Annotated in this window: 20 protein-coding genes; 11 read left to right on the top strand and 9 right to left on the bottom strand. The window is 62.7% G+C overall.

The features are described from left to right. Positions 1-129: 129 nt before the first annotated feature. Positions 130-981, bottom strand: a complete 852-nt coding sequence (gene panC, locus LB555_RS03220; protein ID WP_224682265.1) for a pantoate--beta-alanine ligase — start codon at positions 979-981, stop codon at positions 130-132. After that, a complete protein-coding gene (gene panB, locus LB555_RS03215; protein ID WP_015318044.1) occupies positions 978-1,820 on the bottom strand; it encodes a 3-methyl-2-oxobutanoate hydroxymethyltransferase in 843 nt (280 codons plus the stop codon). Before panB ends, panC begins: the two co-directional genes overlap by 4 nt. Before the next feature lie 229 nt (positions 1,821-2,049). Between panB and LB555_RS03210 the strand changes: the two genes are divergently transcribed. The 3 genes from LB555_RS03210 (at position 2,050) to LB555_RS03200 (ending at position 3,630) form a co-directional block, all read left to right on the top strand. After that, complete coding sequence (locus LB555_RS03210; RefSeq protein ID WP_015318043.1) at positions 2,050-2,448, top strand: NADH:ubiquinone oxidoreductase subunit NDUFA12; 399 nt, start codon at positions 2,050-2,052, stop codon at positions 2,446-2,448. Positions 2,449-2,586: 138 nt separating this feature from the next. After that, on the top strand, positions 2,587-3,183 hold the full coding sequence (locus LB555_RS03205) for a DUF2155 domain-containing protein (RefSeq protein ID WP_140665510.1): 597 nt from the start codon (positions 2,587-2,589) through the stop codon (positions 3,181-3,183). A gap of 63 nt (positions 3,184-3,246) precedes the next feature. Next, positions 3,247-3,630 (top strand): hypothetical protein, encoded by a 384-nt coding sequence (locus LB555_RS03200; protein ID WP_140616926.1) that lies wholly within the window; start codon positions 3,247-3,249, stop codon positions 3,628-3,630. 9 nt (positions 3,631-3,639) lie between these two features. Here the strand turns inward: LB555_RS03200 and aat are convergent, their stop codons facing one another. From aat to LB555_RS03170, 6 genes are all read right to left on the bottom strand, one after another. Continuing rightward, on the bottom strand, positions 3,640-4,257 hold the full coding sequence (gene aat, locus LB555_RS03195) for a leucyl/phenylalanyl-tRNA--protein transferase (protein WP_140616925.1): 618 nt from the start codon (positions 4,255-4,257) through the stop codon (positions 3,640-3,642). 26 nt (positions 4,258-4,283) lie between these two features. After that, on the bottom strand, positions 4,284-5,627 hold the full coding sequence (gene accC, locus LB555_RS03190; protein ID WP_015318039.1) for an acetyl-CoA carboxylase biotin carboxylase subunit: 1,344 nt from the start codon (positions 5,625-5,627) through the stop codon (positions 4,284-4,286). 10 nt (positions 5,628-5,637) lie between these two features. After that, entirely contained in the window at positions 5,638-6,090 is a 453-nt protein-coding gene (accB, locus tag LB555_RS03185; RefSeq protein ID WP_015318038.1) for an acetyl-CoA carboxylase biotin carboxyl carrier protein, read from the bottom strand. 26 nt (positions 6,091-6,116) lie between these two features. Next, positions 6,117-6,551, bottom strand: a complete 435-nt coding sequence (aroQ, locus tag LB555_RS03180) for a type II 3-dehydroquinate dehydratase (RefSeq protein ID WP_013895760.1) — start codon at positions 6,549-6,551, stop codon at positions 6,117-6,119. 145 nt (positions 6,552-6,696) lie between these two features. Further along, positions 6,697-7,533: a DsbA family protein gene (locus LB555_RS03175; protein ID WP_015318036.1), complete on the bottom strand. Its 837-nt coding sequence runs from the start codon at positions 7,531-7,533 to the stop codon at positions 6,697-6,699. Positions 7,534-7,602: 69 nt separating this feature from the next. After that, positions 7,603-8,997 (bottom strand): M48 family metalloprotease, encoded by a 1,395-nt coding sequence (locus LB555_RS03170; RefSeq protein WP_224682264.1) that lies wholly within the window; start codon positions 8,995-8,997, stop codon positions 7,603-7,605. Between the two features lie 147 nt (positions 8,998-9,144). Between LB555_RS03170 and LB555_RS03165 the strand changes: the two genes are divergently transcribed. Beyond that, positions 9,145-10,293, top strand: coding sequence for a pyridoxal phosphate-dependent aminotransferase (locus LB555_RS03165; RefSeq protein ID WP_224682263.1), 1,149 nt, complete (start codon positions 9,145-9,147; stop codon positions 10,291-10,293). Between the two features lie 4 nt (positions 10,294-10,297). Next, a complete protein-coding gene (locus LB555_RS03160) occupies positions 10,298-11,245 on the top strand; it encodes a glutaminase (protein WP_224682262.1) in 948 nt (315 codons plus the stop codon). A 93-nt stretch (positions 11,246-11,338) separates the two neighbouring features. Here LB555_RS03160 and LB555_RS03155 read toward each other — a convergent pair whose 3' ends face one another. After that, positions 11,339-14,293, bottom strand: coding sequence for a ribonuclease E/G (locus LB555_RS03155; RefSeq protein WP_224682261.1), 2,955 nt, complete (start codon positions 14,291-14,293; stop codon positions 11,339-11,341). A 649-nt stretch (positions 14,294-14,942) separates the two neighbouring features. Here LB555_RS03155 and LB555_RS03150 point away from each other — a divergent pair. The 6 genes from LB555_RS03150 to LB555_RS03125 all read left to right on the top strand — a co-directional run bounded on the left by LB555_RS03150 (position 14,943) and on the right by LB555_RS03125 (position 21,570). Next, positions 14,943-16,220, top strand: coding sequence for an N-acetylmuramoyl-L-alanine amidase (locus LB555_RS03150; RefSeq protein WP_140874035.1), 1,278 nt, complete (start codon positions 14,943-14,945; stop codon positions 16,218-16,220). Positions 16,221-16,434: 214 nt separating this feature from the next. After that, complete coding sequence (locus LB555_RS03145) at positions 16,435-18,879, top strand: penicillin-binding protein 1A (protein WP_140720555.1); 2,445 nt, start codon at positions 16,435-16,437, stop codon at positions 18,877-18,879. A 124-nt stretch (positions 18,880-19,003) separates the two neighbouring features. Further along, positions 19,004-20,135 (top strand): peptide chain release factor 2 gene (gene prfB, locus LB555_RS03140; RefSeq protein WP_015318029.1). Its coding sequence is split into 2 segments (ribosomal slippage): positions 19,004-19,069 and positions 19,071-20,135, totalling 1,131 coding nucleotides; the frame shifts between segments, so codons are not numbered across the junction. A 182-nt stretch (positions 20,136-20,317) separates the two neighbouring features. Continuing rightward, positions 20,318-20,503 carry a hypothetical protein gene (locus LB555_RS03135; protein ID WP_224682260.1) on the top strand — a complete coding sequence of 62 codons (186 nt, stop codon included), beginning with the start codon at positions 20,318-20,320 and terminating at the stop codon, positions 20,501-20,503. Positions 20,504-20,718: 215 nt separating this feature from the next. Further along, positions 20,719-21,087, top strand: coding sequence for a hypothetical protein (locus LB555_RS03130; protein WP_015318027.1), 369 nt, complete (start codon positions 20,719-20,721; stop codon positions 21,085-21,087). A 114-nt stretch (positions 21,088-21,201) separates the two neighbouring features. Then, positions 21,202-21,570: a GFA family protein gene (locus LB555_RS03125; protein ID WP_224682259.1), complete on the top strand. Its 369-nt coding sequence runs from the start codon at positions 21,202-21,204 to the stop codon at positions 21,568-21,570. Positions 21,571-21,684 lie beyond the last annotated feature (114 nt).

Here is a 21,684-nt window from a genome sequence, read left to right as displayed (position 1 = left end):
AGCCAGAAGCCAGACGGATGAAAGCCTGGCCAGCGCGAACGCGGCGGTGACTTGTCAGCGGATCGCCTCCCCGTGCCCTGGCATCGGCAGCGGCGGGCCTTCGACCTTGATTGAGAATGCTAACGCCGATCAGGCGGCGGGAACTTCCACATTGTCGATCAGCCTGGTTTTTCCCAGCCAGCCGGCGGCGAGAACGCGGCCCGCGCGGTCGCGCCGCCATGGCGTGAGTGTCAGGCTTTCGCGGGCTTCGACATAATCCACCTTCTGGAAGCCGGTCGCGACCAAGACGCGGCCTGCTTCGGCGATCGTTTCCTCCTGTCCTGCGCCCGCCGCCAGCGCAGCAGCTGCCTTGCGCAGAATGACGTTGAATTGGCGAGCGATCTGGAGGTCGGCTTCATCGAGATAGGCGTTGCGTGACGACATGGCGAGGCCATGCGCGTCGCGTATGGTCGGCGCGCCGATGATCTCGACGGGCAGGTCGAGGTCGCGGCAAAGCTGCCTGACGACGCAAAGCTGCTGGTAATCCTTTTCGCCAAAGATGGCGAAGTCGGGTGCAGCCTGCAGGAGAAGCTTGGCCACCACCGTGGCGACGCCGTCGAAAAAGGTGGGGCGAAAGTCCGTTTCGAGCCCGGCTGACGGGCCGCCTACCGAGATCTTCGTGGCAAAGCCTGCGCGATACATCTCGCTGACACCGGGCGTGAAGGCAAGGTCGGCTTTGACCGCGGCCAGCATGTCGAGGTCGCGGGCCAACTGGCGCGGGTACTTGTCGAGATCCTCGGTCGGTGCGAACTGCGTCGGGTTGACGAAGATCGACACCACGCAACGATCAGCCCTTTCGAGAGCGATCTTGACCAGAGAAAGATGCCCGTCATGCAAGGCGCCCATGGTCGGCACCATGGCGATGCGTTGTCCGTCGCGACGCCAGTCGCGGATTCGCGCGCGAAGCGCGGCAACGCTGTCGACGACATGGGGCTGGCTCACGCGTCATCCCCGCCGTTGGTTTTTGAAAAGACGTGGGCGGGCCCGGGGAAAACGCGATCCCGCACCTCCGATGCGTAGCGCTCCGCGGCATGCGTGATCACGCTGCGCAGGTCGGCGTATTGCTTGACGAATTTCGGCACGCGGTCGACCGTCAGCCCGACCATGTCGTCGACGACCAGGATCTGGCCGTCGCAATCGTCGCTGGCGCCGATGCCGATGGTTGGAATGGCTATGCGGCGGGTGATGTCGGCGGCGACCGTCTCGATCGTGCCTTCGATGACCACCGAGAACGCGCCGGCCTTCTCGACCGCCAGCGCGTCGGCGATCAGGGCGGCTACAGTCTCGTCCGTGCGGCCCTTGATCTTGTAGCCGCCATCCTTTTTCACCGATTGAGGCTGCAGGCCGATATGGCCCATGACCGGGATATCGGCGGCCACGATCGCGGCAATCTGACGAGCCATGTCGACGCCGCCTTCGAGCTTCACCGCCTGGCAGCCGGTCTCGCCGACGATGCGCCGTGCCGAGGCCAGGGCTTGCACGGCGGACCCCTCATAGCTGCCGGCCGGCATGTCGACGACCACGCAGGCCCGGGCCGAGCCCCTCATCACGGCTTGGCCGTGCGCGATCATCATCTCCAGCGAGGCGCCCAGCGTCGTCTCGTGGCCATGCACGACCATGGCGACGCTGTCGCCGACCAGGAGCAGGTCGACATGGGGATCGAGCAGGCGGGCGATCGGATAGGTGTAGGCGGTGAGGCAGACGATCGGTGTGCCGCCCTTGCGGCGGCGAATCAGGTCGGCGCCGACGCGAATATCGGTGGTCGGCAATTGCGTGGCCAATCGTCGCCTCCTTCGGCCCCAGCGGGACAGGATTTTCGCATGGGCGCGCAGAGCTTTAGAAAGAGCGGCAAGGCTTGGCAAGCGCGCATCCGGTCACCCCCGGGGGATCACAGGCTGGTGTCGGGTCCCTGGCGCGCCATTTGCGCGCTCCTCGTGGCAAAACCCTTGCCTTCCCGAAGGCCTGACGCCATAAGCAGGAAACGGGCGCCGCCAGCGCGAGGGTTCTGAGATGAAGACTTTCCTGACGCAGTTTTTCACCTGGTGGAACAGCCAGACGCTGGGAACGCGCCTGCACACATGGCGCTACGGCAAGAGGGTCGGCCAGGACGAGGCCGGCAATGTCTATTACGAAGGCGGTATCGATTCGGAAGGCCGCACGCGTCGCTGGGTCATCTACCGCAACTATTCGGAAGCTTCGGCCATTCCGCCGGGCTGGCACGGCTGGATTCACCATCGTGTCGATATCGCTCCCCCCAGCGATGACTACCGGCCGCGCGACTGGCAAAAGCCGCATTTACCCAATCTGACCGGCACGCCATCGGCCTATCGTCCGAAGGGCTCGGTGCTGACCAATCAACACCGCCCGCAGGTCACCGGCGACTACGACGCCTGGACGCCGGGCTCGTAACGGCGCGAGTTGCAAAGGTAAGGTGCAGGCCGGTCCTTTATCGCCACAATTGGTGTTTAGCTGCTTGCTGATCAGAAAACGGCGACTAGCCTTGGCGATCGACGGAATCACCTGGGCGCGAACCACCGGTACCCCTGCATGAGCTTTTTCAACCCGATATCGACGGGCGGCCTGACGTTAGCAGCCAGCCTCGCCGTCAGCACCATCGCCTTTGCGGCTTCACCCGCGCCCGCCGCCCCGGCGCCGGCGGCGCCCGCGGGATCGGATCGCATCACCAACCCGGTCGCCGAGTTCGCCGGCATCGACAAGATCACCGGCCGCATCATCACCTTCGATGTCTATATCGACGAGACGGTGCAGTTCGGCGCCCTGCAGGTAACGCCGCGCGTCTGCTATTCCCGGCCGCAGAACGAACAGCCGAAAACCGATTCTTTCGTCGAGGTCGACGAGATCACGCTCGACCGCAAGATCCGCCGTATCTTCACCGGTTGGATGTTTGCGGAAAGTCCGGGGCTCAACGCCGTCGAACATGCCGTCTATGACGTCTGGCTGAAGGAATGCAAGCAGAAGTCGGATGTGCCGGCGCCCGATGCTGGCAAGAGTGGCTCGACCAAGGCCGATGGGGCGAAAGCCGACGCGTCGAAGCCAGCCGCGACCAAGCCAAAGCCCCCGGTCGCTCCCGACGCGGCACAGCCCGACGACGCCGTGGAACCGGCTACGACGGACACCAACTGATCTCTTGGAACCGCCATGGCTGGCGCGCGTTGGACCACCACCACGCGCGTTGAGGATACGCCAATGTCGGACAGCAAGCGGATCATGGCCAACAAGGCCGAGTTGCTGGAGCTCGAAAAGGGGTTCTGGACGGGCGACACTGCCTACTATGCTGCCAATGTCGACACCGAATGCCTTGTGGCGTTTCCACAGATGGCACAGGCCATGGACAATGCCGATCTGGCCAAGACCGCAGCCAAACCCAACCGCTGGCGCGACCTCGACATCGAACTCAAGGGAATAATCGAACCCGGCAGCGATATCGTCATGCTGACCTATGAAGCGCATGCGACGCGCGAAAATGGCGAGCCCTATGCGGCGCTGGTCAGCACCGGCTACGTCCATCGCGTCAATGGCTGGAAGATGATGTTCCATGCGCAGACGCCGATCGAGGCGTCGCCCAAGTAGGGCCTGATCCTACGGAAAAAAGACCGCTTCGCCTTTTAGCGCGTCTGCCAGCATCTTTTCGTATTTGCCGCGCGGCACGTCGACCGCGCCGAAACGCTTGAGGTGCTCTGTCGTGAACTGCGTATCGAGCAGCGCGAAGCCGCGTGCCTTCAGGCGCTCGACGAGATGCACTAGGCAGGTCTTCGACGCGTCCGTCTCTTTGGAAAACATGCTTTCGCCGAAGAACACCCGCCCGAGCGAGACGCCATAGAGGCCGCCGACCATACGCCCCTCGCGCCAGGCCTCGACCGAGTGGCAATGACCCATGCGGTGCAGTTGCACATAGGCTTCGCGGATCGGCGCATTGATCCAGGTAGAGCGGCGCTCCTCACGCTTTTCGGCGCAGCCATCGATCGTCGCCTCGAAATCGAAATCGAAACGGATTTCGAACAGGTGCCTGCGGATCGTCTTCTTCAGGCTTTTGGGGGTGTGAAAATCATCGAGCGGGATGATGCCGCGCGTCTCCGGCCGCACCCAGAAGACTTCTGGGTCACCAGCACTTTCGGCCATGGGGAAGACGCCCGAGGCGTATGCCTTGAGCAGAAGGTCGGTTGGGATGCGATAGCCTGGCGCGTAGGGACGGGTCATCGCGTCATTATAGCGGCAAGTTGAGGCTATTCGCCCTTGGCCAGATATTTTTCCAGCCAGTGGATGTCGTAGTCGCCATTGGCGATGTCGGCATTGCCGACGAGATCGCGAAACAGTGGCAACGTCGTCTTGATCCCGTCGACGACGAATTCGTCGAGTGCCCGCCGCAGCCGCATCATGCATTCGACGCGGTTGCGACCATGCACGATCAGCTTGCCGATCAGGCTGTCATAGTAGGGTGGGATCTTGTAGCCCGAATAGACGCCGGAATCGACGCGGATGCCGAGGCCGCCCGGCGTGTGAAAATGCGTGATCGTGCCGGGCGAGGGGGTGAAAGTGCGGGGATCCTCGGCGTTGATACGGCATTCGATGGCGTGGCCGTTGAACTTGATGTCTTCCTGCTTGACCGAAAGGCCGCCGCCGGACGCGACGCGGATCTGCTCGTGGACCAGATCGATGCCGGTGATCGCTTCCGTCACCGGATGCTCGACCTGCAGGCGCGTGTTCATCTCGATGAAATAGAACTCGCCGTTCTCGTACAGGAACTCGATGGTGCCGGCGCCCGAATAGCCGAGATCGGCGATCGCCTTGGCGCAGATACCGCCGATGCGGGACCGCTCCTCGGCGTTGAGCGCCGGCGAATTGGCCTCTTCCCAGACTTTCTGGTGGCGCCGCTGCAGCGAGCAGTCGCGCTCGCCGAAATGCACGCCGCCGCCGAAGCCGTCGCCAAACACCTGCACCTCGATGTGGCGCGGTTTCTCCAGGTATTTCTCGATGTAGACCGCGTCGTCGCCGAAGGCCGCGCCCGCTTCCGAGCGTGCCGTCTGCAGTGCGATTTCGAGGTCTGCCTCCGTATGCGCTACTTTCATGCCGCGTCCGCCGCCGCCGGCCGACGCCTTGATGATGACGGGATAGCCAATCTCGGCGGCGATGCGCCTGGCTTCTTTTTCCTCGGTCACCGCACCGTCGGAACCGGGCACAACCGGAATGCCGAGGCGTTTTGCCGTGCGCTTGGCCTCGATCTTGTCGCCCATGATGCGGATGTGGTCGCCGGACGGGCCGATGAAGGTGATGTTGTGCGCCGCCAAAATGTCGGCGAACTTGGCGTTCTCCGACAGGAAGCCATAGCCCGGATGCACGGCGTCGGCGCCGGTGATCTCACAGGCCGCGACGATCTGGTGGATGTTGAGATAGCTGTCGCGCGACGGCGGCGGACCGATGCACACGCTTTCGTCGGCGAGCCTGACATGCATGGCGTCAGCGTCGGCGGTCGAATGCACCACCACCGTCTGGATGCCAAGTTCCTTGCAGGCGCGCAGCACCCGGAGCGCGATTTCGCCGCGATTGGCGATGAGGATCTTCTGGAACATCAGGTCCGCTCTACTCGATCACGACGAGCGGCATGCCGTATTCCACCGGCGTCGCGTCCTCGAACAGGATCGCCGTCACCGTGCCCGCGCGCGGCGAGGGGATCTGGTTCATCGTCTTCATCGCCTCGATGATCAGCAGCGTCTGGCCTTCCTTGATCTTCTGGCCGACCTCGATGAACGGCTTTGCGTCCGGCGACGGCGCCAGATAGGCGGTGCCGACCATGGGCGAGGTCACCGCGTTTTTCGACACGTCGACCGCCGCCGGGGCGGCCGCGGGCTGGGTTGCCGTTGGTGCATAGGTGGGCTGCGGGGCCGCAATCGCGTGAACGGCGGGCGCCTGCCGCGACACCCGTACCTTCAGGTCGCCGAGTTCCACCTCGATCTCTGTCAGGTTGGTGTCGTTCAGTATGCCCGCCAGATCGCGGATCAGTTGCTGGTCAACACCGGTCTTCTTTATCGACATTTTCGAGCCTTCTGTTTGTTGGCCGGTCATAGGCGTGCGGCCAGCGCTTGCAGCGCCAGCGTGTAGCCGAGCGGCCCAAAGCCACAGATCATGCCGACAGCGACCGGCGCGACCATGGAGACGTGGCGGAACGGTTCCCGCGCGTGGATGTTGGAAAGGTGAACTTCGGCGACCGGCAATGGCGCGACCGAACGGATGGCGTCGTGGATCGCGATCGAGGTATGGCTGTAGGCGCCTGGGTTGATGACGATGCCGGCGGCTTTGTCGCCGGCCTCCTGGATCCAGTCCACAAGATCGCCCTCATGGTTCGACTGACGGAAATCGATCTCGATCCCAAGCGACGCACCTGCCTGCTTGCAGTCGTCGGCGATCGCGGCAAGCGTCTTGCCGCCATAGATGCCCGGCTCGCGCTTGCCGAGCGCGTTGAGATTGGGACCGTTCAGGACAAAAACCGTTTTCAAAAAAACCGACCTTTTCCGGCGCCGGCGTCAAGCCGGCGCGCTGGGCCTCTATACCGGGCATAGTCGCCCGCGGAAAGAGCGCAAGTGCGTTCTTTCACTGTCCACAACAGGCCGAAATGCGCCAGTGAAGAAAACCGCTTGCCGCTCAAAGCGCGGCTTTCGCCGCCTCGATCTTTTCGGCAAGCACTTCCTGCCCGAGCGCCCCGAACACGACCTCGTTGCCGACGACGTAGGACGGGGTTCCGGTGATCTGCAGTTTGTTGGCAAGATCGTAAGTTTTGGTGAAGGCCTCGGTGATCGATGGGTCCTTCATCTTCTCGTGCAGCGTCGCCTCGTCGGCGCCGAGCGAAAGCGCGATCTTGATCGCGGTTGCCTCGGTGGCGCGCCCCTGGCCGCCGAGCAGCGCATTGTGGAACTCGCCGTATTTCTCCGGCATCATCAGGTGAAACGCCATCGAGACGACGCTCGCCTTCTGCGAATCCGGGCCGAGGATCGGGAATTCCTTGAGCACGAAACGCAGATCCGGATCGGACTTGGTAAGCGCCCGCATGTCCTCGATGGCGCGTTTGCAGAAGCCGCAATTGTAGTCGTAGAATTCGACGATCGTGACCTTGCCATTCGGGTTGCCGACAACGCCGTCGAAGGTGGAATTGAAGATCTGGTCCTTGGCGTTCTTGATGACGCCCAGTGCCGCGAGCCGCTGTTCCTCCTTCTGCTTGGCCTCGAGCGCGTCCTGCACTTCCAGCAGCACTTCCGGATTCTTCAGGAGATAGTCGCGGATGATTCCCTCGACCTCGGTGCGGTCGATTTTGGTATCGGCCGCCGTCTGGACGGGCTGAGCCGTCTGGACAGGCTGCGCCGTCTGGACAGCCTGTGCCGTTCCGGCCTTCGCAACCTGCGGACTGCCGGCCACGAAACCGAAAGCCAGCATGGCAAGGGCGACCGCAACCCCCGTGGTGCCCAGCAGCAGTGCCTTTTTCATCGTTGTCGTTCCTTCTGCCTGTTTTCCGGTCTCGCTGTGTCGCAGCACGCGGCCGGAAGGTTCATGAGATTACTGGCTCTTGCCTGACGATTTGTAGTTTATGATGTCCTGGGCGCGTATCCAGCGCGGCTCGCCGCGCTTCATCTGCTGTTGCGCCCGCATGGCGAAGATCTTGGCATCCTTGTAGTTGCCGGAATAGAAATGGCCTTCGGCGGTGGCAAGCTCCGCGCCCGGTATGTCTCCCAGCTCCCCATAAGCCTGCGCCAGATAGCGATATCCGGTGGAGTTTTCCTTGTCGCGGCCCAGGCCATTGTTGATCTGCACGACAGCTTTCTTGAGCGAGTCGGGCGTGCCGACCGCCATCAGCGCCTGGCCAAGCGAGACAGGCAGCAGGCCGGACCGTGCCGGGTCGAGGCTGACCGCTTTGGAATAAGCGTCGGCAGCATCCGCGGGCTTGTTGGCTTTCATCAGAATATCGCCGCGCAGCTCCTGGAAGTAGGCATTCTTGGGCTGCGCCTTGATCAGGGCGTTGGTCTTGGTGAGCGCCGCGGCGATGTTGCCGTAGAGATAGGTGGACTGGGCATCGCCATACAGCGCCGCCATGCTGCCCCGCATCTTTTGCATCAGCCGCGTCGCGGCGGCCTGGCCTTCCATGTAGACGGCAATCTTCACCCGCATCATGTCGTGGCGCTGCTGCAGTGCCGGCGCGTCGATCTTGTCGACGTTGGGGCTCTGTTTGACCAGCACCTCGAGGTTGGCGATGCGGTCCTGCGGCATCGGGTGGCTGATCCGGTAGGGATCGACCTGCGCGCCCGACAGCGACAGCGCGGTCTGGAAGCGGTGGAAGGTCTTCAGCATGCCCATGCCGGACTGGCCGGTGGAATTGAGATAGGTGATGGCCGAGCGGTCGGCCGTGATTTCCTCGGTGCGCTGATACGCGAGGATGCTGCGCTGCGCCATCTCGCCGCCGCCGGCCGCCACGCCCATGCCGGCGCCGGCAAGGCCGCGGCTGTTCGTGGTCGCACCGGCAACGATCGCGCCGGCACCGAGCAAGGTGGCGATGATGGCCATGGTCTTGGCGCGTTCGAGCTGGTCGCGCAGTTTCTGCTGGTGGCCGCCGGCGATATGCCCGGCTTCGTGTGCGATGACGCCGATGATTTCGTTCGGCGTCTCAGCCGTCATCAACGCGCCGGTGTTGATGAACAGCCGGCGCCCGGTGACGAAGGCGTTGAAGCTGGAATCATTGACCAGCACGATGTCGATGCCGTCATTCGCCAGCCCGGCGGCCCTGAAGATCGGCCGTGCATAATCGCGCACCAGGGCTTCGATCTCGGCGTCGCGGACCACTGGCACGCCTTGGGCGAAGGCGGTCTGCGAACCGGCAACCGCAACCGCGGCGGCAAGCGAAACCGTCGCGAAGACACGCGCTGCCCGGGCAATCGTCGATCTGGGTCGGCTCAACATAATGTGTCCACTGGTAGACGAGCGGGCGAAAGATGAAAAGTCGGCGCCTGAAAAACTTCCTCAACTTGTGATCCTCACATCAATCGGGCATTTGTGCGGCGCATGCGTCAGGACCTGGCGCGCTCAATCCTCGGGACAGGGGTAAAAATGGTCGTTTCGCTCTCCCATCGCGGCAATGTCGAGCCGTTCCACGCCATGGATGTGCTGGCCGAAGCGAACCGGCTGAAGGTCCTGGGCATACCGGTGATTTCCATGGCGGTCGGCCAGCCATCCGATCCAGCGCCCGTACGGGTTCGCGCCGCCGCCGCCAAGGCGCTGGAGGTTGGACGCATAGGCTATACCGACACCTTGGGTCTGGCCCCGCTGCGCAAGGCGATCGCCGGGCATTACGCGGTTCATTATGGCCTCGATGTCGACCCCGGCCGGATCGCGGTAACCACCGGATCGTCGGCGGCCTTCAATCTCGCCTTCCTGGCGATGTTCGACCCGGGCGACCGGGTCGCCATCGCCGCGCCCGGCTACCCCGCCTATCGCAACATCATGGCAGCCCTTGGCATCGACGTGGTTGAAATCGAACTCGGCGACGCGGCTTATCTGCATGCTGGCCATCTGGAAGCCGCGCATCGCGAGGCGCCGCTGAAGGGTGTGCTGTTTGCAAGTCCGGCCAATCCGACGGGCGCCGTCATCCCAGCCGACGAGCTGGCGACGCTGATCACCACGGCGGAATCGCTCGGCATCGCCGTCATTTCCGATGAGATCTACCATCGGTTGGCCTATGGCGCCCCCGACACCACGGCACTCGCCTTCAGCGGCAGCGTGACGGTTGTCAACTCCTTCTCGAAATACTACTGCATGACCGGCTGGCGCATCGGCTGGATGGTTTTGCCGGAAGAACTCGTGCGGCCGGTCGAGCGCATCGCCCAGAGCCTCTACATCTCGCCGCCGGAGCTGTCGCAGATTGCGGCGATCGAGGCTTTTGCCGCAACCGAGGAACTGGAGGCGGTGAAGGGACGCTATGCCTGGAATCGCGAGCTCTTGATTAAGCGTTTGCCGGAGCTGGGTTTTCCCCTGGCGGCGCCCATGGATGGCGCCTTCTATGCCTTTTGCGATGTCACCCGGCACAGCAATGACAGCATGGTCTTCGCCCGCAGGATGCTGGCCGAGGCGCATGTTGCAGCGACACCCGGCCGCGATTTCGACACCAGGGCGGGGCATCGCACGATGCGGTTTTCCTATGCTGGCAGCCACGACGACATGGTCGAGGCGATGGCGCGTATCGAACGCTGGTTGAGGTAGCGTCATGCCGGAAGTCGAACAGGCCCCCAACCTTGATCAAGCATTGGCGGAAGTCGCGGCGGAAATGGCGGAACGCACCGATCGCGGCGATGTCGCGACCTATATTCCCCAACTGGGCAAGGTCGACCCGAAGAAATTCGGCATCGCGGCCGTTACCAATGATGGCCGCACGCTCGTGGCCGGCGATGCCGACCAGGCGTTTTCGATCCAGAGCATCTCGAAGGTGTTCACGCTGACGCTGGCGCTCGGCAATGTCGGCGATGCGCTGTGGAAGCGGGTGGGGCGCGAGCCCTCCGGCAACCCGTTCAACTCGATTGTCCAGCTCGAGCATGAGAACGGCATTCCGCGCAATCCGTTCATCAATGCCGGTGCCATCGTCATTTCCGACATCCTGCTTGCCGGTCACCAGCCGCGCGAGGCGATCGGCGAGATACTGCGCTTCATCCAGTTCCTCGCCGACGACGAGACGATCATCATCGATCGCGAGGTCGCGGCTTCCGAACGTGCCACTGGTTACCGCAATTTCGCGCTCGCCAACTACATGAAATCCTTCGGCAATCTCCATCATGCGCCGGAACTGGCGCTGGGCGTCTACTTCCACCACTGCGCCATTGCCATGAGCTGCCGGCAATTGGCAATGGCCGGCCGCTTCCTCGCCAATGGCGGCAAGAACCCGGCGACCGGGCATTCCGTGGTGTCGGCGGAGCGGGCGCGGCGCATCGGCGCCATGATGCTGACCTGCGGCCACTATGACGGCTCTGGCGATTTTGCTTTCCGCGTCGGCATCCCCGGCAAGAGCGGCGTCGGCGGCGGCATATTGGGCATCGTGCCGGGTGTCGCCTCGCTCGCCGTCTGGTCGCCCGGCCTCAACGCCAACGGCAATTCCAAGCTGGGGTCGATCGCGCTGGAAAAGCTCGCCAGGATGATGAACTGGTCGATCTTCGCGCCGTAGAAACGTGACCTGCCGATAAGAAAAATCCCGCGCCGTTCATTTCGATCGGCGCGGGATTTTTTGTCAAAGATTCAATTCAACGATTTGAAAAGCTTAGAAAAAGCCTTTCCGCTGCCACCAGCCGGCACGCTTCGGCTTTTCTTCGGTCTTGACTTCGGGCTCATCGGCGACGGTCGAGGAAACCACCGGTACGACAGGCGTATCAGCGGCTGCCGCCTTGCGGCGCGATGGCCGGGCCTTCGGCGTCTCCTCGGCGGCCGCTGCCTCGTCCGATGCCGTGGCTGGCGTTTCGGCGGATGCCTGCACGGCCAGTTCCGCGGTCGGCTCCTCGGCGACGGCTTCGGCGGCCGCCTTCTTCGGCTTGGCTGCGCGACGCGGCTTCTTGGGCTTCTCGGTGCTTGGCACCTCGTCGCTCACGGTAGCCGCGGGTTGTTCGACGGCGGTGGCAGCCACCGGCTCGATCGACGCAGGCTCGCTTAGCGAAGCATCAGCTTCGGCGGGCTCGGTCGTTTCGCCGGCTTCCGCCTCGGTCTCGCCTTCACCGTCTTCGCGACGGTTGCGCTTGCCGCCGCGCTTGCCGCGCCGACGCTTCTTGCCCTGGCCATCGTCGGGCGCTTCCGCCGTTTCGACGGTCCCGGTTGCGGCGACCGCAGCCTCGTCGTCTACCTCGGCATCCCCATGGTCCGCAGCGCCTTCCGACGCGGAGAAACCGTCATCGGACGTGGCGAGGGAAGCGCCGTCGGTTGGGGCGCCATGCTCGCGGTCGCGGTCCTTGCCGCCACGCCGCCTGCGGCGCTTGCGGCGTTTGCGATCGCGGCCTTCGCCGTCCTCGCCGGATTTGGGCTGCTGATGCTGTGGCTGCTGGGCGTGGCGCGGCTGTTCGGCCTGGGCCGGCGCCTCGTCCTCCTCCTCGGCGACGACGATCTCGTCCTCGGGCTCTTCCGGCTCGACATAGGCCGGCAGGCTGCGCACCTCGACGAAACCTTCCGGCTTTTCGGCCAGCGCGCCGCGGAAGATCGCGTAGTGCTGGGCACCGACCGCATCGTCTGCCTCGATGGTGATCGTCAGGCCGAAGCGGCTTTCCAGTTCCACCAGCGTGCCGCGCTTGTGGTTGAGCACGTAGAGCGCGGTCGCGGCCGGCGTGCGCACCGTGATGTGGCTTCGCGAATCCTTGAGCAGGAACTCCTCGATCGCCCGTACCACCATCAGCGCCACCGACGAATCGGACCTGACATGGCCGGTGCCGCCGCAATGCGGGCACGGCTTCATGGTCGATTCCAGCACGCTGGCGCGGATGCGCTGACGCGACATCTCCATCAGGCCGAAATGCGAGATGCGGCCGACCTGGATGCGAGCACGATCGTTCTTGAGGTGATCCTTCAGCCGCTTCTCGACGGAGCGGTTGTTGCGGTTCTCCTCCATGTCGATGAAGTCGATGACGATCAGGCCGGCAAGGTCGCGCAGCCTGAGCTGGCGGGCGACCTCCTCGGCTGCTTCCAGATTGGTGTGGAGCGCGGTGTCCTCGATCGAGTGCTCCTTGGTGGAACGGCCCGAATTGACGTCGATGGCGACCAGCGCTTCGGTCTGGTTGATGATGATGTAGCCGCCGCTCTTCAGCGTCACTTGCGGTTGCAGCATGCGGTCGAGCTGCGCCTCGATGCCGTTGCGCACGAAGATCGGCGTCGTGTCGCGGAACGGCTGAACCACCTTGGCGTGGCTCGGCATCAGCATGCGCATGAAATCCTTGGCCTCGCGATAGCCCTCTTCGCCGGAGACGAGAATCTCGTCGATGTCCTTGTTGTAGAGGTCGCGCACCGAGCGCTTGATCAGGCTGCCTTCCTCATAGACGAGGGCAGGGGCCGTGGACTGGAGCGTGAGGTTGCGCACGTTCTCCCACAGCCGCATCAGATATTCGTAGTCGCGCTTGATCTCGGCTTTGGTGCGACTCTCGCCTGCGGTGCGCAGGATGACGCCCATGCCTTGCGGCACTTCGAGATCGGCGACGACCTCCTTGAGGCGCTTGCGGTCGACCGCGCTGGTGATCTTGCGCGAAATACCGCCGCCGCGCGCCGTGTTCGGCATCAGAACGGAATAGCGGCCGGCGAGCGACAGATAGGTGGTGAGCGCCGCGCCCTTGTTGCCGCGCTCTTCCTTGACGACCTGCACCAGCAGGATCTGCCGGCGCTTGATCACTTCCTGGATCTTGTACTGGCGGCGCACCGGCTTGCGGCGATTGCGCACTTCCTCGAGCGCGTCCTCGGCGCCGACCGATTCGATCTCATGATCGTCCGGATGGGAAGAGGATACTTCCTCCAGCATGCCGCGATCATTGTCGGTGGAGGTGGCTTCGCTGCCCTGTTCGGCATGCGGGATGGGCTCGGAAATCACGTCGCCTTCGACGGACGCGGCGATCGACTTGGGGGGGCCGTCGTTGGTCTCGCCTTTATCCTGTTCGGAAGAAACCTCGTCCTGTTCGGATGCGTCGGCGTATTCCGAGGCGTCGGATGCGTGTTCCGTGGTCCCGGAAACGTCAGCCATGTTCTCGGCGACAACGTCCGGGCCATTGTCATCTGGCCCATTGTCGTTGTTTTCGTCTGCCTCGCCGGCGGCTTCGCTTGCCTCGCCGGATTCGGCCGCGCCGGCATCGCGCCTGTTTTCACCACGGTCGCGGGGCTTGCCGCCGCGCCGGCGACCGCGCCGTCCACGATCCCGGCTCTGGCGATCATCGCCTTCGCCGTCCTCGTTCTCTTCGTCCTCGGCCTCCTGCGCTTCCGCGCGCAGCAGTGCCTGACGGTCGGCGACCGGAATCTGATAGTAATCGGGGTGTATTTCACTGAAGGCGAGAAAACCGTGACGGTTGCCGCCATATTCGACAAAGGCTGCCTGAAGGGAGGGTTCGACGCGCGTTACACGGGCGAGATAGATATTTCCTTTGAGCTGCTTCTTGTCCTGGGATTCAAAGTCGAATTCTTCGATACGGTTACCGCGTACGACGACTACGCGTGTTTCCTCCGGGTGGGAGGCGTCTATCAGCATTTTGTTGGGCATTATTTCGTTTCCTCCCGGCAGCCGTCAGCCGCAGCTTGCAAGGCAAAGCCCGCTGCTGCGTTTCTGGTGTGTGGGTGCCGGATGTCTGAATGTCCGCCGGACGCTGCCTGCGTGTCATGGCGGTGCCGCCCGCAGCCATATTGGCGCGGTTTGATGCGGACCTTTCCATGATTGCGCTTGAAGCCATCGTCACCAGCAGAACCTTTTGAACCAAAGCCCGGAAACCGGACCAGCTTGTTTGCTCATACAGAGCCGGCGCGGGAACAAACCCGGCCGTTTTCCTCACGCAGGCGATTCCCCCGCCACGGGAGCACACCTGCGAAATTCGTCGCAATCACCTGAAGCCTTTTCGCGTGAAGCGAAAGGAGCCGCCTTTCATCTGACCCTGTAGCAGGAAGCTGCGGAGGAGGGCGGTTCCAGGATTGCAGTGATCCACCATCGCTTTTATGATTTGGCGGGTTGGAAGGCAACCCCGATTTCCGATGCCGGCAAAAAGCAGTTCCGTAGCGTAAGCCTGGCCCCGTCCTTGCGTGAAAAGGCTTGGTTAACCTTCTCTGGATACCAATCGTTAATCGAGCTCGCGGCCTAACCGGCATGTTGACGAAACGAACCGGCGCCTGGCGCCAAACCGGGAGCGACTGGAAGAAAGATGGGACTGGCGGACTTCACAGACAAGGGATGTCGTGTTGGCGGCCAGGTTCTCCGTGCCTTCTGTCTCCTGCTGCTGGTGGCGATTTCCCAAGTCTTTTCCCCTGTAGCCTTTTCCATGGTTGCCAATGCCGCCGACACTCCGCTCATGGCCAAGGGTTACAAAATGGCCGGCGATGCCACCAAGATGCGCATCGTCATGGATTTCGATCGCGAGCCTGACATCAAATGGTTCCTGCTGCGCGGACCCAATCGCCTTGTCATCGATCTTGCGAACACCCGATTTGCCATCGATGCCAAGGATCTGAAGCCGCGTGGCCTGGTCAAGGGCGTGCGGCTCGGCGAGCTCGGCGAGGGCGTCTCGCGACTGATCCTCACCGGCAAGGGGCCGTTCGCCGTCGACAAGCTCGATGTGCTCAAGGACGAGGACGGAACCGGCTACCGCCTTGCCGTCGACATGTCGGCGGCCTCCGAACGTGAGTTCGACGCCGCTCTTGCCAATCAGGCGCTGACCACCGGTTCCACGGTTTCGACCGACAAGGGCGGCCGGGTCGGAACCGGACCTGTCTCCAATCCGGGCCACCGATTCACCATCGTCATCGACCCCGGCCACGGCGGCATAGACGGCGGTGCCGAAGGTTTGAACGGCACCATCGAGAAGAACGTCACGCTGGCCTTTGCCACGGAGCTGCGCGACAAACTCGCGGCCGCCGGCAGATACGATGTCTTCATGACCCGAGATACCGACGAATATCTGCGCCTCGACGACCGCGTCCGCATCGCCCGCCAGCATGAAGCCGATCTGCTGATTTCGATTCATGCCGACACGATCAGCGTCAAGGGAATCCGCGGCGCCACCGTCTATACCGTTTCCGACAAGGCCTCCGATCCGGAAGCGCAGGCGCTGGCCGACCGTGAAAACCTGTCCGACCAGTTCGCCGGCATGGTCATCAAGAACGACAGCAAGGAAGTGACCGACATCCTGATCGACCTGATCCGGCGCGAGACGCACACCTTCTCGATGAGTTTTGCCCACACATTGGTCGGTCAGCTGTCGACCAGCGTCGGTCTTATCAACAATCCGCAGCGTTCGGCCGGGTTCAAGGTGCTGAAGGCCCCCGACGTGCCGTCCGTGCTGGTCGAGCTCGGCTATCTCTCCAATGCCAAGGACGAGGCGCAACTGCTTGACGCCGAGTGGCGCGGCAAGGCAGCGCAAAGCATCACCAATGCCGTGGCATTGTTCGCTTCCGCGCGTGCCGGGGCTGGAACCGGAGGTTGACAATGCCCGGCGGCGCCTGCAACCAGAGGCGGCGTTGCGCGATGACAACACCCTGCGCTTTTATTTCGGGCTTGCGGCTGCGAAATCAGGCCTTGCCGTATTTTGTCCACATGGTGGCGACATGGGTTTTCGATTACGGGTTGGGACCGGCTCGAAAGCTTGCGTGAAAGGCGGCTTCGTTTAGGAAATTCCCGAACCAAGGACTGGAGCGGGTATGATTCGTCTCATTGGCTATTTCTTCGGCATAGGCACGACGCTGGCCCTCCTGGCCGCGGCGGGCGTTGCCCTCTACATCGGCCATGTAGCGAAGGATCTGCCTGACTACGAAGTGCTTGCAAAGTACGAGCCTCCGGTGACCACCCGCATCCATGCCTCGGATGGCGCGCTGATGGCCGAGTACGCGCGGGAACGGCGCCTGTATTTGCCGATCCAGGCTATCCCGGATCGCGTCAAGGCTGCCTTCCTGTCGGCTGAGGACAAGAACTTCTACAGCCACCCCGGTGTCGATATAACGGGATTGGGCAGAGCGGTTATCACTTACGTTTCGGGTGGCCCCATGCAGGGCGGCTCGACGATCACCCAGCAGGTTGCCAAGAACTTCCTGCTCACCAACGAGCGTTCCCTGGAACGCAAGGTCAAGGAGGCCATCCTCTCGTTCCGCATCGAACAGGCCTATTCCAAGGATCGTATCCTCGAGCTCTATCTCAACGAGATTTTCTTTGGCTTCAACGCCTATGGCGTTGCCGGTGCGGCACTGACCTACTTCGATAAATCGGTGAACGAGCTGACCGTGGCCGAGGCCGCCTATCTGGCATCGCTCCCGAAAGGTCCGGCCAACTACAATCCCTTCAAGCACGCCGACCGCGCAATTGAACGGCGAAACTGGGTCATCGGCCAGATGGTCGAGAACGGTTACGTGACGCCTGAAGAGGGCGCAAAGGCGAAGGCCGAGCCGCTTGGCGTTGCTCCGCGCCGCAGCGGCTCCTACCTTTTCGCCGGCGAGTATTTCACGGAAGAGGTTCGTCGGCAGATCATTGCCCGCTATGGCGAGAACGCGCTCTATGAGGGCGGGCTGTCGATTCGCACCACCCTTGACCCGAAGGTCCAGCTCATCGCCCGCAAGGCGATGCAGAATGGATTGATGAAATACGATACTTTGCGTGGCTATCGCGGGCCGTTGAAGACGATCGATGTCTCCGGCGATTGGGGTGTGCCGCTGGGCGCCGTCAAGGGACTGGAAGACGTTCCCGAGTGGTCGCTGGCCGTCGTGCTCGACAGTTCGGCGTCCGGGCTGTCGATCGGCCTGCAGCCCGCACGCCAGGCGTCGGGCGATATCGTGAAGGAACGCGTCGAAGGCACCGTCAGCAAGGAAGACATGGGCTTTGCCATGCGCCATGTGGTCGAGGGCAAGACAGTCAAGGCCAAGTCGCCGGCCGACGTGCTGAAGCCGGGCGATGTCATCTTCGTCCAGAAGAACGACGGCTCCGACAATACCTACAGCTTGCGCCAGGTTCCCGAGGTGGAAGGCGGACTGATCGCCATGGATCCGCACACCGGCCGCGTGCTGGCCATGGTCGGCGGCTTCTCCTATTCGCAGTCCGAATTCAACCGCGCCACCCAGGCGATGCGCCAGCCGGGTTCGTCATTCAAGCCCATCGTCTATTCGGCCGCACTCGACAATGGCTATACTCCGGCCTCGGTGATCATGGACGGACCGATCACCATCCAGAGCGGCAACACCACCTGGACGCCGAAGAACTATGACGGCACCGTCGCCGGGCCGGCAACGCTCCGCTCCGGCATCGAGAAGTCGCGCAACCTGATGACGGTGCGGCTTGCCAACGACATGGGCATGAAGCTGGTGGTCGAATATGCCGAGCGCTTCGGCGTCTATGATCATCTGGCGCCATATTTGCCGATGGCGCTGGGTTCGGGCGAGACGACCGTCATGCGCATGGTTTCGGCCTATTCGATCATGGCCAATGGCGGCAAGTCGATCAAGCCGTCGCTGATCGATCGTATCCAGGACCGCTACGGCAAGACCGTGTTCAAGCAGGACGAGCGTGGCTGCGAAGGCTGCAACGCTCCTGAATGGAAAAACCAGCCCGAGCCGGAACTGGTCGACAATTCCGAGCAGGTGCTCGATCCGATGACCGCCTACCAGATCACCTCGATGATGGAAGGCGTCGTCCAGCGCGGCACCGGCGCCACAATCGGGGAACTTGGCCGCCACATCGCCGGCAAGACCGGCACCACCAACGACGAGAAGGACGCCTGGTTCATCGGTTATACGCCGAACCTCGTGGTTGGTCTCTACATGGGCTACGACACGCCGCGCGGCCTCGGCCACGGCGCCACCGGCGGCGGTCTTGCCGCCCCGATCTTCAAGGACTTCATGCGTGTGGCGCTGGACGGCACGCCCAATGTCGACTTCAAGGTGCCTGACGGCATGAACCTGATCGCCATCAACCGCAAGACCGGCATGCGCTCCTCCTCGGGCGATGCGGGCACCATCATCGAGGCTTTCAAGCCGGGGACCGGCCCCGCCGACAGCTACTGGGTGATCGGCATGGGTGCCGATGGCTCCAACGCCTCGGGCGGCGCGCTGTCACCGCAGGCCAACCAGGCCATCCAGGACGGCGGCGGCGGCCTTTACTGACGAATTCACGCGTCCAGTTGGGCCTGCCTCCGGCTGGCCCATTTCGCTTTACACATGGCGGCACCGTCCCTATGTATCGCGCCGACCGAAGCGTCATTTCAGCAACAGGACAAAACATCAGGCCATGCGCGCGGAAACGCAGAATATCGTCGACGAGATCAGGCAGGCGATAACCCTGCTGAGGAGGCATCTTTGACTGGGATCAGGCCATAAAGCGGCTTGAATACCTGAACGTGCGGGCCGAGGACGCCAGTCTCTGGAACGAACCGCTGGAAGCGCAGAAGCTGATGCGCGAGCGCCAGGGCCTCGAGGAAGGCATCGCGGCGGTCAAGGGCCTGACCCAGGCGCTGGAAGACAATATCGGTCTCATCGAGCTCGGCGAGGAAGAGGGCGACGAAGGCGTCGTCGCCGAAGCCGAAGCCGCGATCCGTTCGATGCAGGGCGAGGCCAAGGCCCGACAGGTGGAAACGCTGCTCTCGGGCGAAGCGGACGCCAACGACACCTATCTCGAAATCCATGCCGGCGCCGGCGGCACCGAGAGCCAGGATTGGGCCTCGATGCTGTTGCGCATGTACACGCGCTGGGCCGAGCGCCGCCGCTTCAAGGTCGAGGTGCTGGAAGTGCATGACGGCGAAGAGGCCGGCATCAAGTCCGCGACCTTGCTGATCAAGGGCCACAATGCCTATGGCTGGATGAAGACCGAATCCGGCGTCCACCGCCTGGTGCGCATCTCACCCTATGACAGCAATGCGCGCCGTCATACGTCCTTCTCCAGCGTCTGGGTCTATCCTGTGGTCGACGACAGGATAGAGATCGACGTCTCTGAATCCGATGTGCGCATCGATACCTATCGTTCATCGGGTTCGGGCGGCCAGCACGTCAACACCACAGATTCGGCCGTGCGCATCACCCACATCGCCACCGGCATCGCGGTCGCCTGTCAGGCCGAACGCTCGCAGCACAAGAACAAGGCCAAGGCCTGGGAAATGCTGCGCTCGCGCCTCTACGAGGAAGAGCTGAAGAAACGCGAAGCGGTGGCCAATGCCACCGAGGCATCGAAGAGCGACATCGGCTGGGGTCACCAGATACGTTCCTACGTGTTGCAGCCCTATCAGCTGGTCAAGGATCTGCGCACCGGTGTCGAAAGCACCAGCCCCTCGAGCGTGCTCGACGGCGACCTCGACGACTTCATGGAAGCTTCGCTATCGCAACGCATCGAGGGTGGCGCGGGCGAAGCTGTGGCGGACCTGGATTAGGCTGCTTGCGCGGGCAATGATCGCGAGCCGTCGCAAAAGCGGAGGTATTGTCGTGCGGCCCCCGATGTTGGCCTCAAGTGTTCGCCGGTGCGGCGCGACAAGTTCGTGGTGATTGGTCCCGACTCGGCACATCGCTCTGGTGCGGGAAGGGGCTTTTCTTGCTCCCAAAGCGAGCGCGGCGCATGTTCGCCGTTCGGCCGGCTGCTTATACCTTCTTCGGCTGCAGGGTGGCTGATTTTCCTTTGCGGACGATCGTCGGCACTGTCACCGGCAATCAAGAGCATGTGATTGGATTTGAGCGGCTGGAACCACTCCGGGCCAATCCCGTTGTTTGCATGCGCCGCCTGCCGGGAACTTACCTGGCTTGAATCTCGTCAGCGGTAGCAGTGTGTTATGGCGTGCGCCCATATCTGGCGCAGCGGCTTCTTGCGCCGACCAAGGAATCAGCCCAGCATCCGAATGCTGGGAGACAAAAAGCATTTATGGCCGGACGCGGCATATCTGCGACTGATGATCCGGCCACTGGGAAGACACGTTCCGGGAACGGGCAGGCGAAATGCTTGACGCTCGAAAGGAACGTCCCATGTCTGCTGCCACGCCCAGATCGGCCCGAGCCGTTCAACCGGTCGGCCGACTTATGTTTTCTCTGTTTGCCGTCGCGATGTTCGCGCCTGCGGCCTTTGCTCATGATGCCAAGCCCACGGCAGCAAAGCCGCAGGGTTGGAGCTATCCGTTCGCCTGCTGCGCCAACTATGACTGTCGTGCCACGCACACCGGCGAAGTGCTGGAAAAGCCCGAAGGCTACGTGATTGCCGGTACCGGCGAAGTCGTTCCGATGACGGACAAGCGCGTCAAGGACAGCCCTGACGGCGAATTTCACTGGTGCGCGCATCAGGCCGGTCTCGATGCCGGCAAGACGATATGCCTGTTCGTGCCGCCGCGCTCATTTTGAGACGCGCCGACAGTTGAAGTGCATTGGCGCAGAGGCTGCTGACGGCCAGTTGTCAGGATCGCTTCTTTATGGTGCCTTGCCGCTTGGGCGGCGGACAATGGAGAGGTGATATTCATGGCCATCAAGGGAAGCTGCCACTGCAAGGCGACGATGTTCGAGGTGTCGGAAGCGCCGCAGACGGTGACGCAATGCACCTGTTCGTTCTGCTCGAAACGCGGCTCGCTTTGGGCCTACTATACCCCATCGCAGTTCAAGCTCGTCACGCCGCTGAAGAATGTTTCCTTTTATCAGTGGGGCTCAAAAACCGTAAAGCATGGTTATTGCGCAACCTGCGGCTGCGGCACCTTCACCGAAACGCCGGACTGGTCGACCGGCGAGCCAGATTTCGACAATCCGAAGATCAGCGTCAACGCGCGGCTGTTCGATGATTTCGATCTCGATAAAGTCGAAGTGGTGGTCATTGACGGCAAGAATCTCTGGTAGCCACACCGGGCGGCCAACTGGATAATCGGCAGGCGCTTTTCCCGTTCCGTTTTTCGCCGCATTTCATGCTACAAGTCGCGGCAAGGGCTGATTTGGCGCCATCGTAAGGCGTGA

Source organism: Mesorhizobium sp. BR-1-1-10 (genome assembly GCF_020165595.1).
GTDB lineage: Bacteria > Pseudomonadota > Alphaproteobacteria > Rhizobiales > Rhizobiaceae > Mesorhizobium > Mesorhizobium australicum.
Note: the sequence above shows the minus strand (reverse complement) of the source record. Positions and strands in the feature narration are given on the sequence as shown.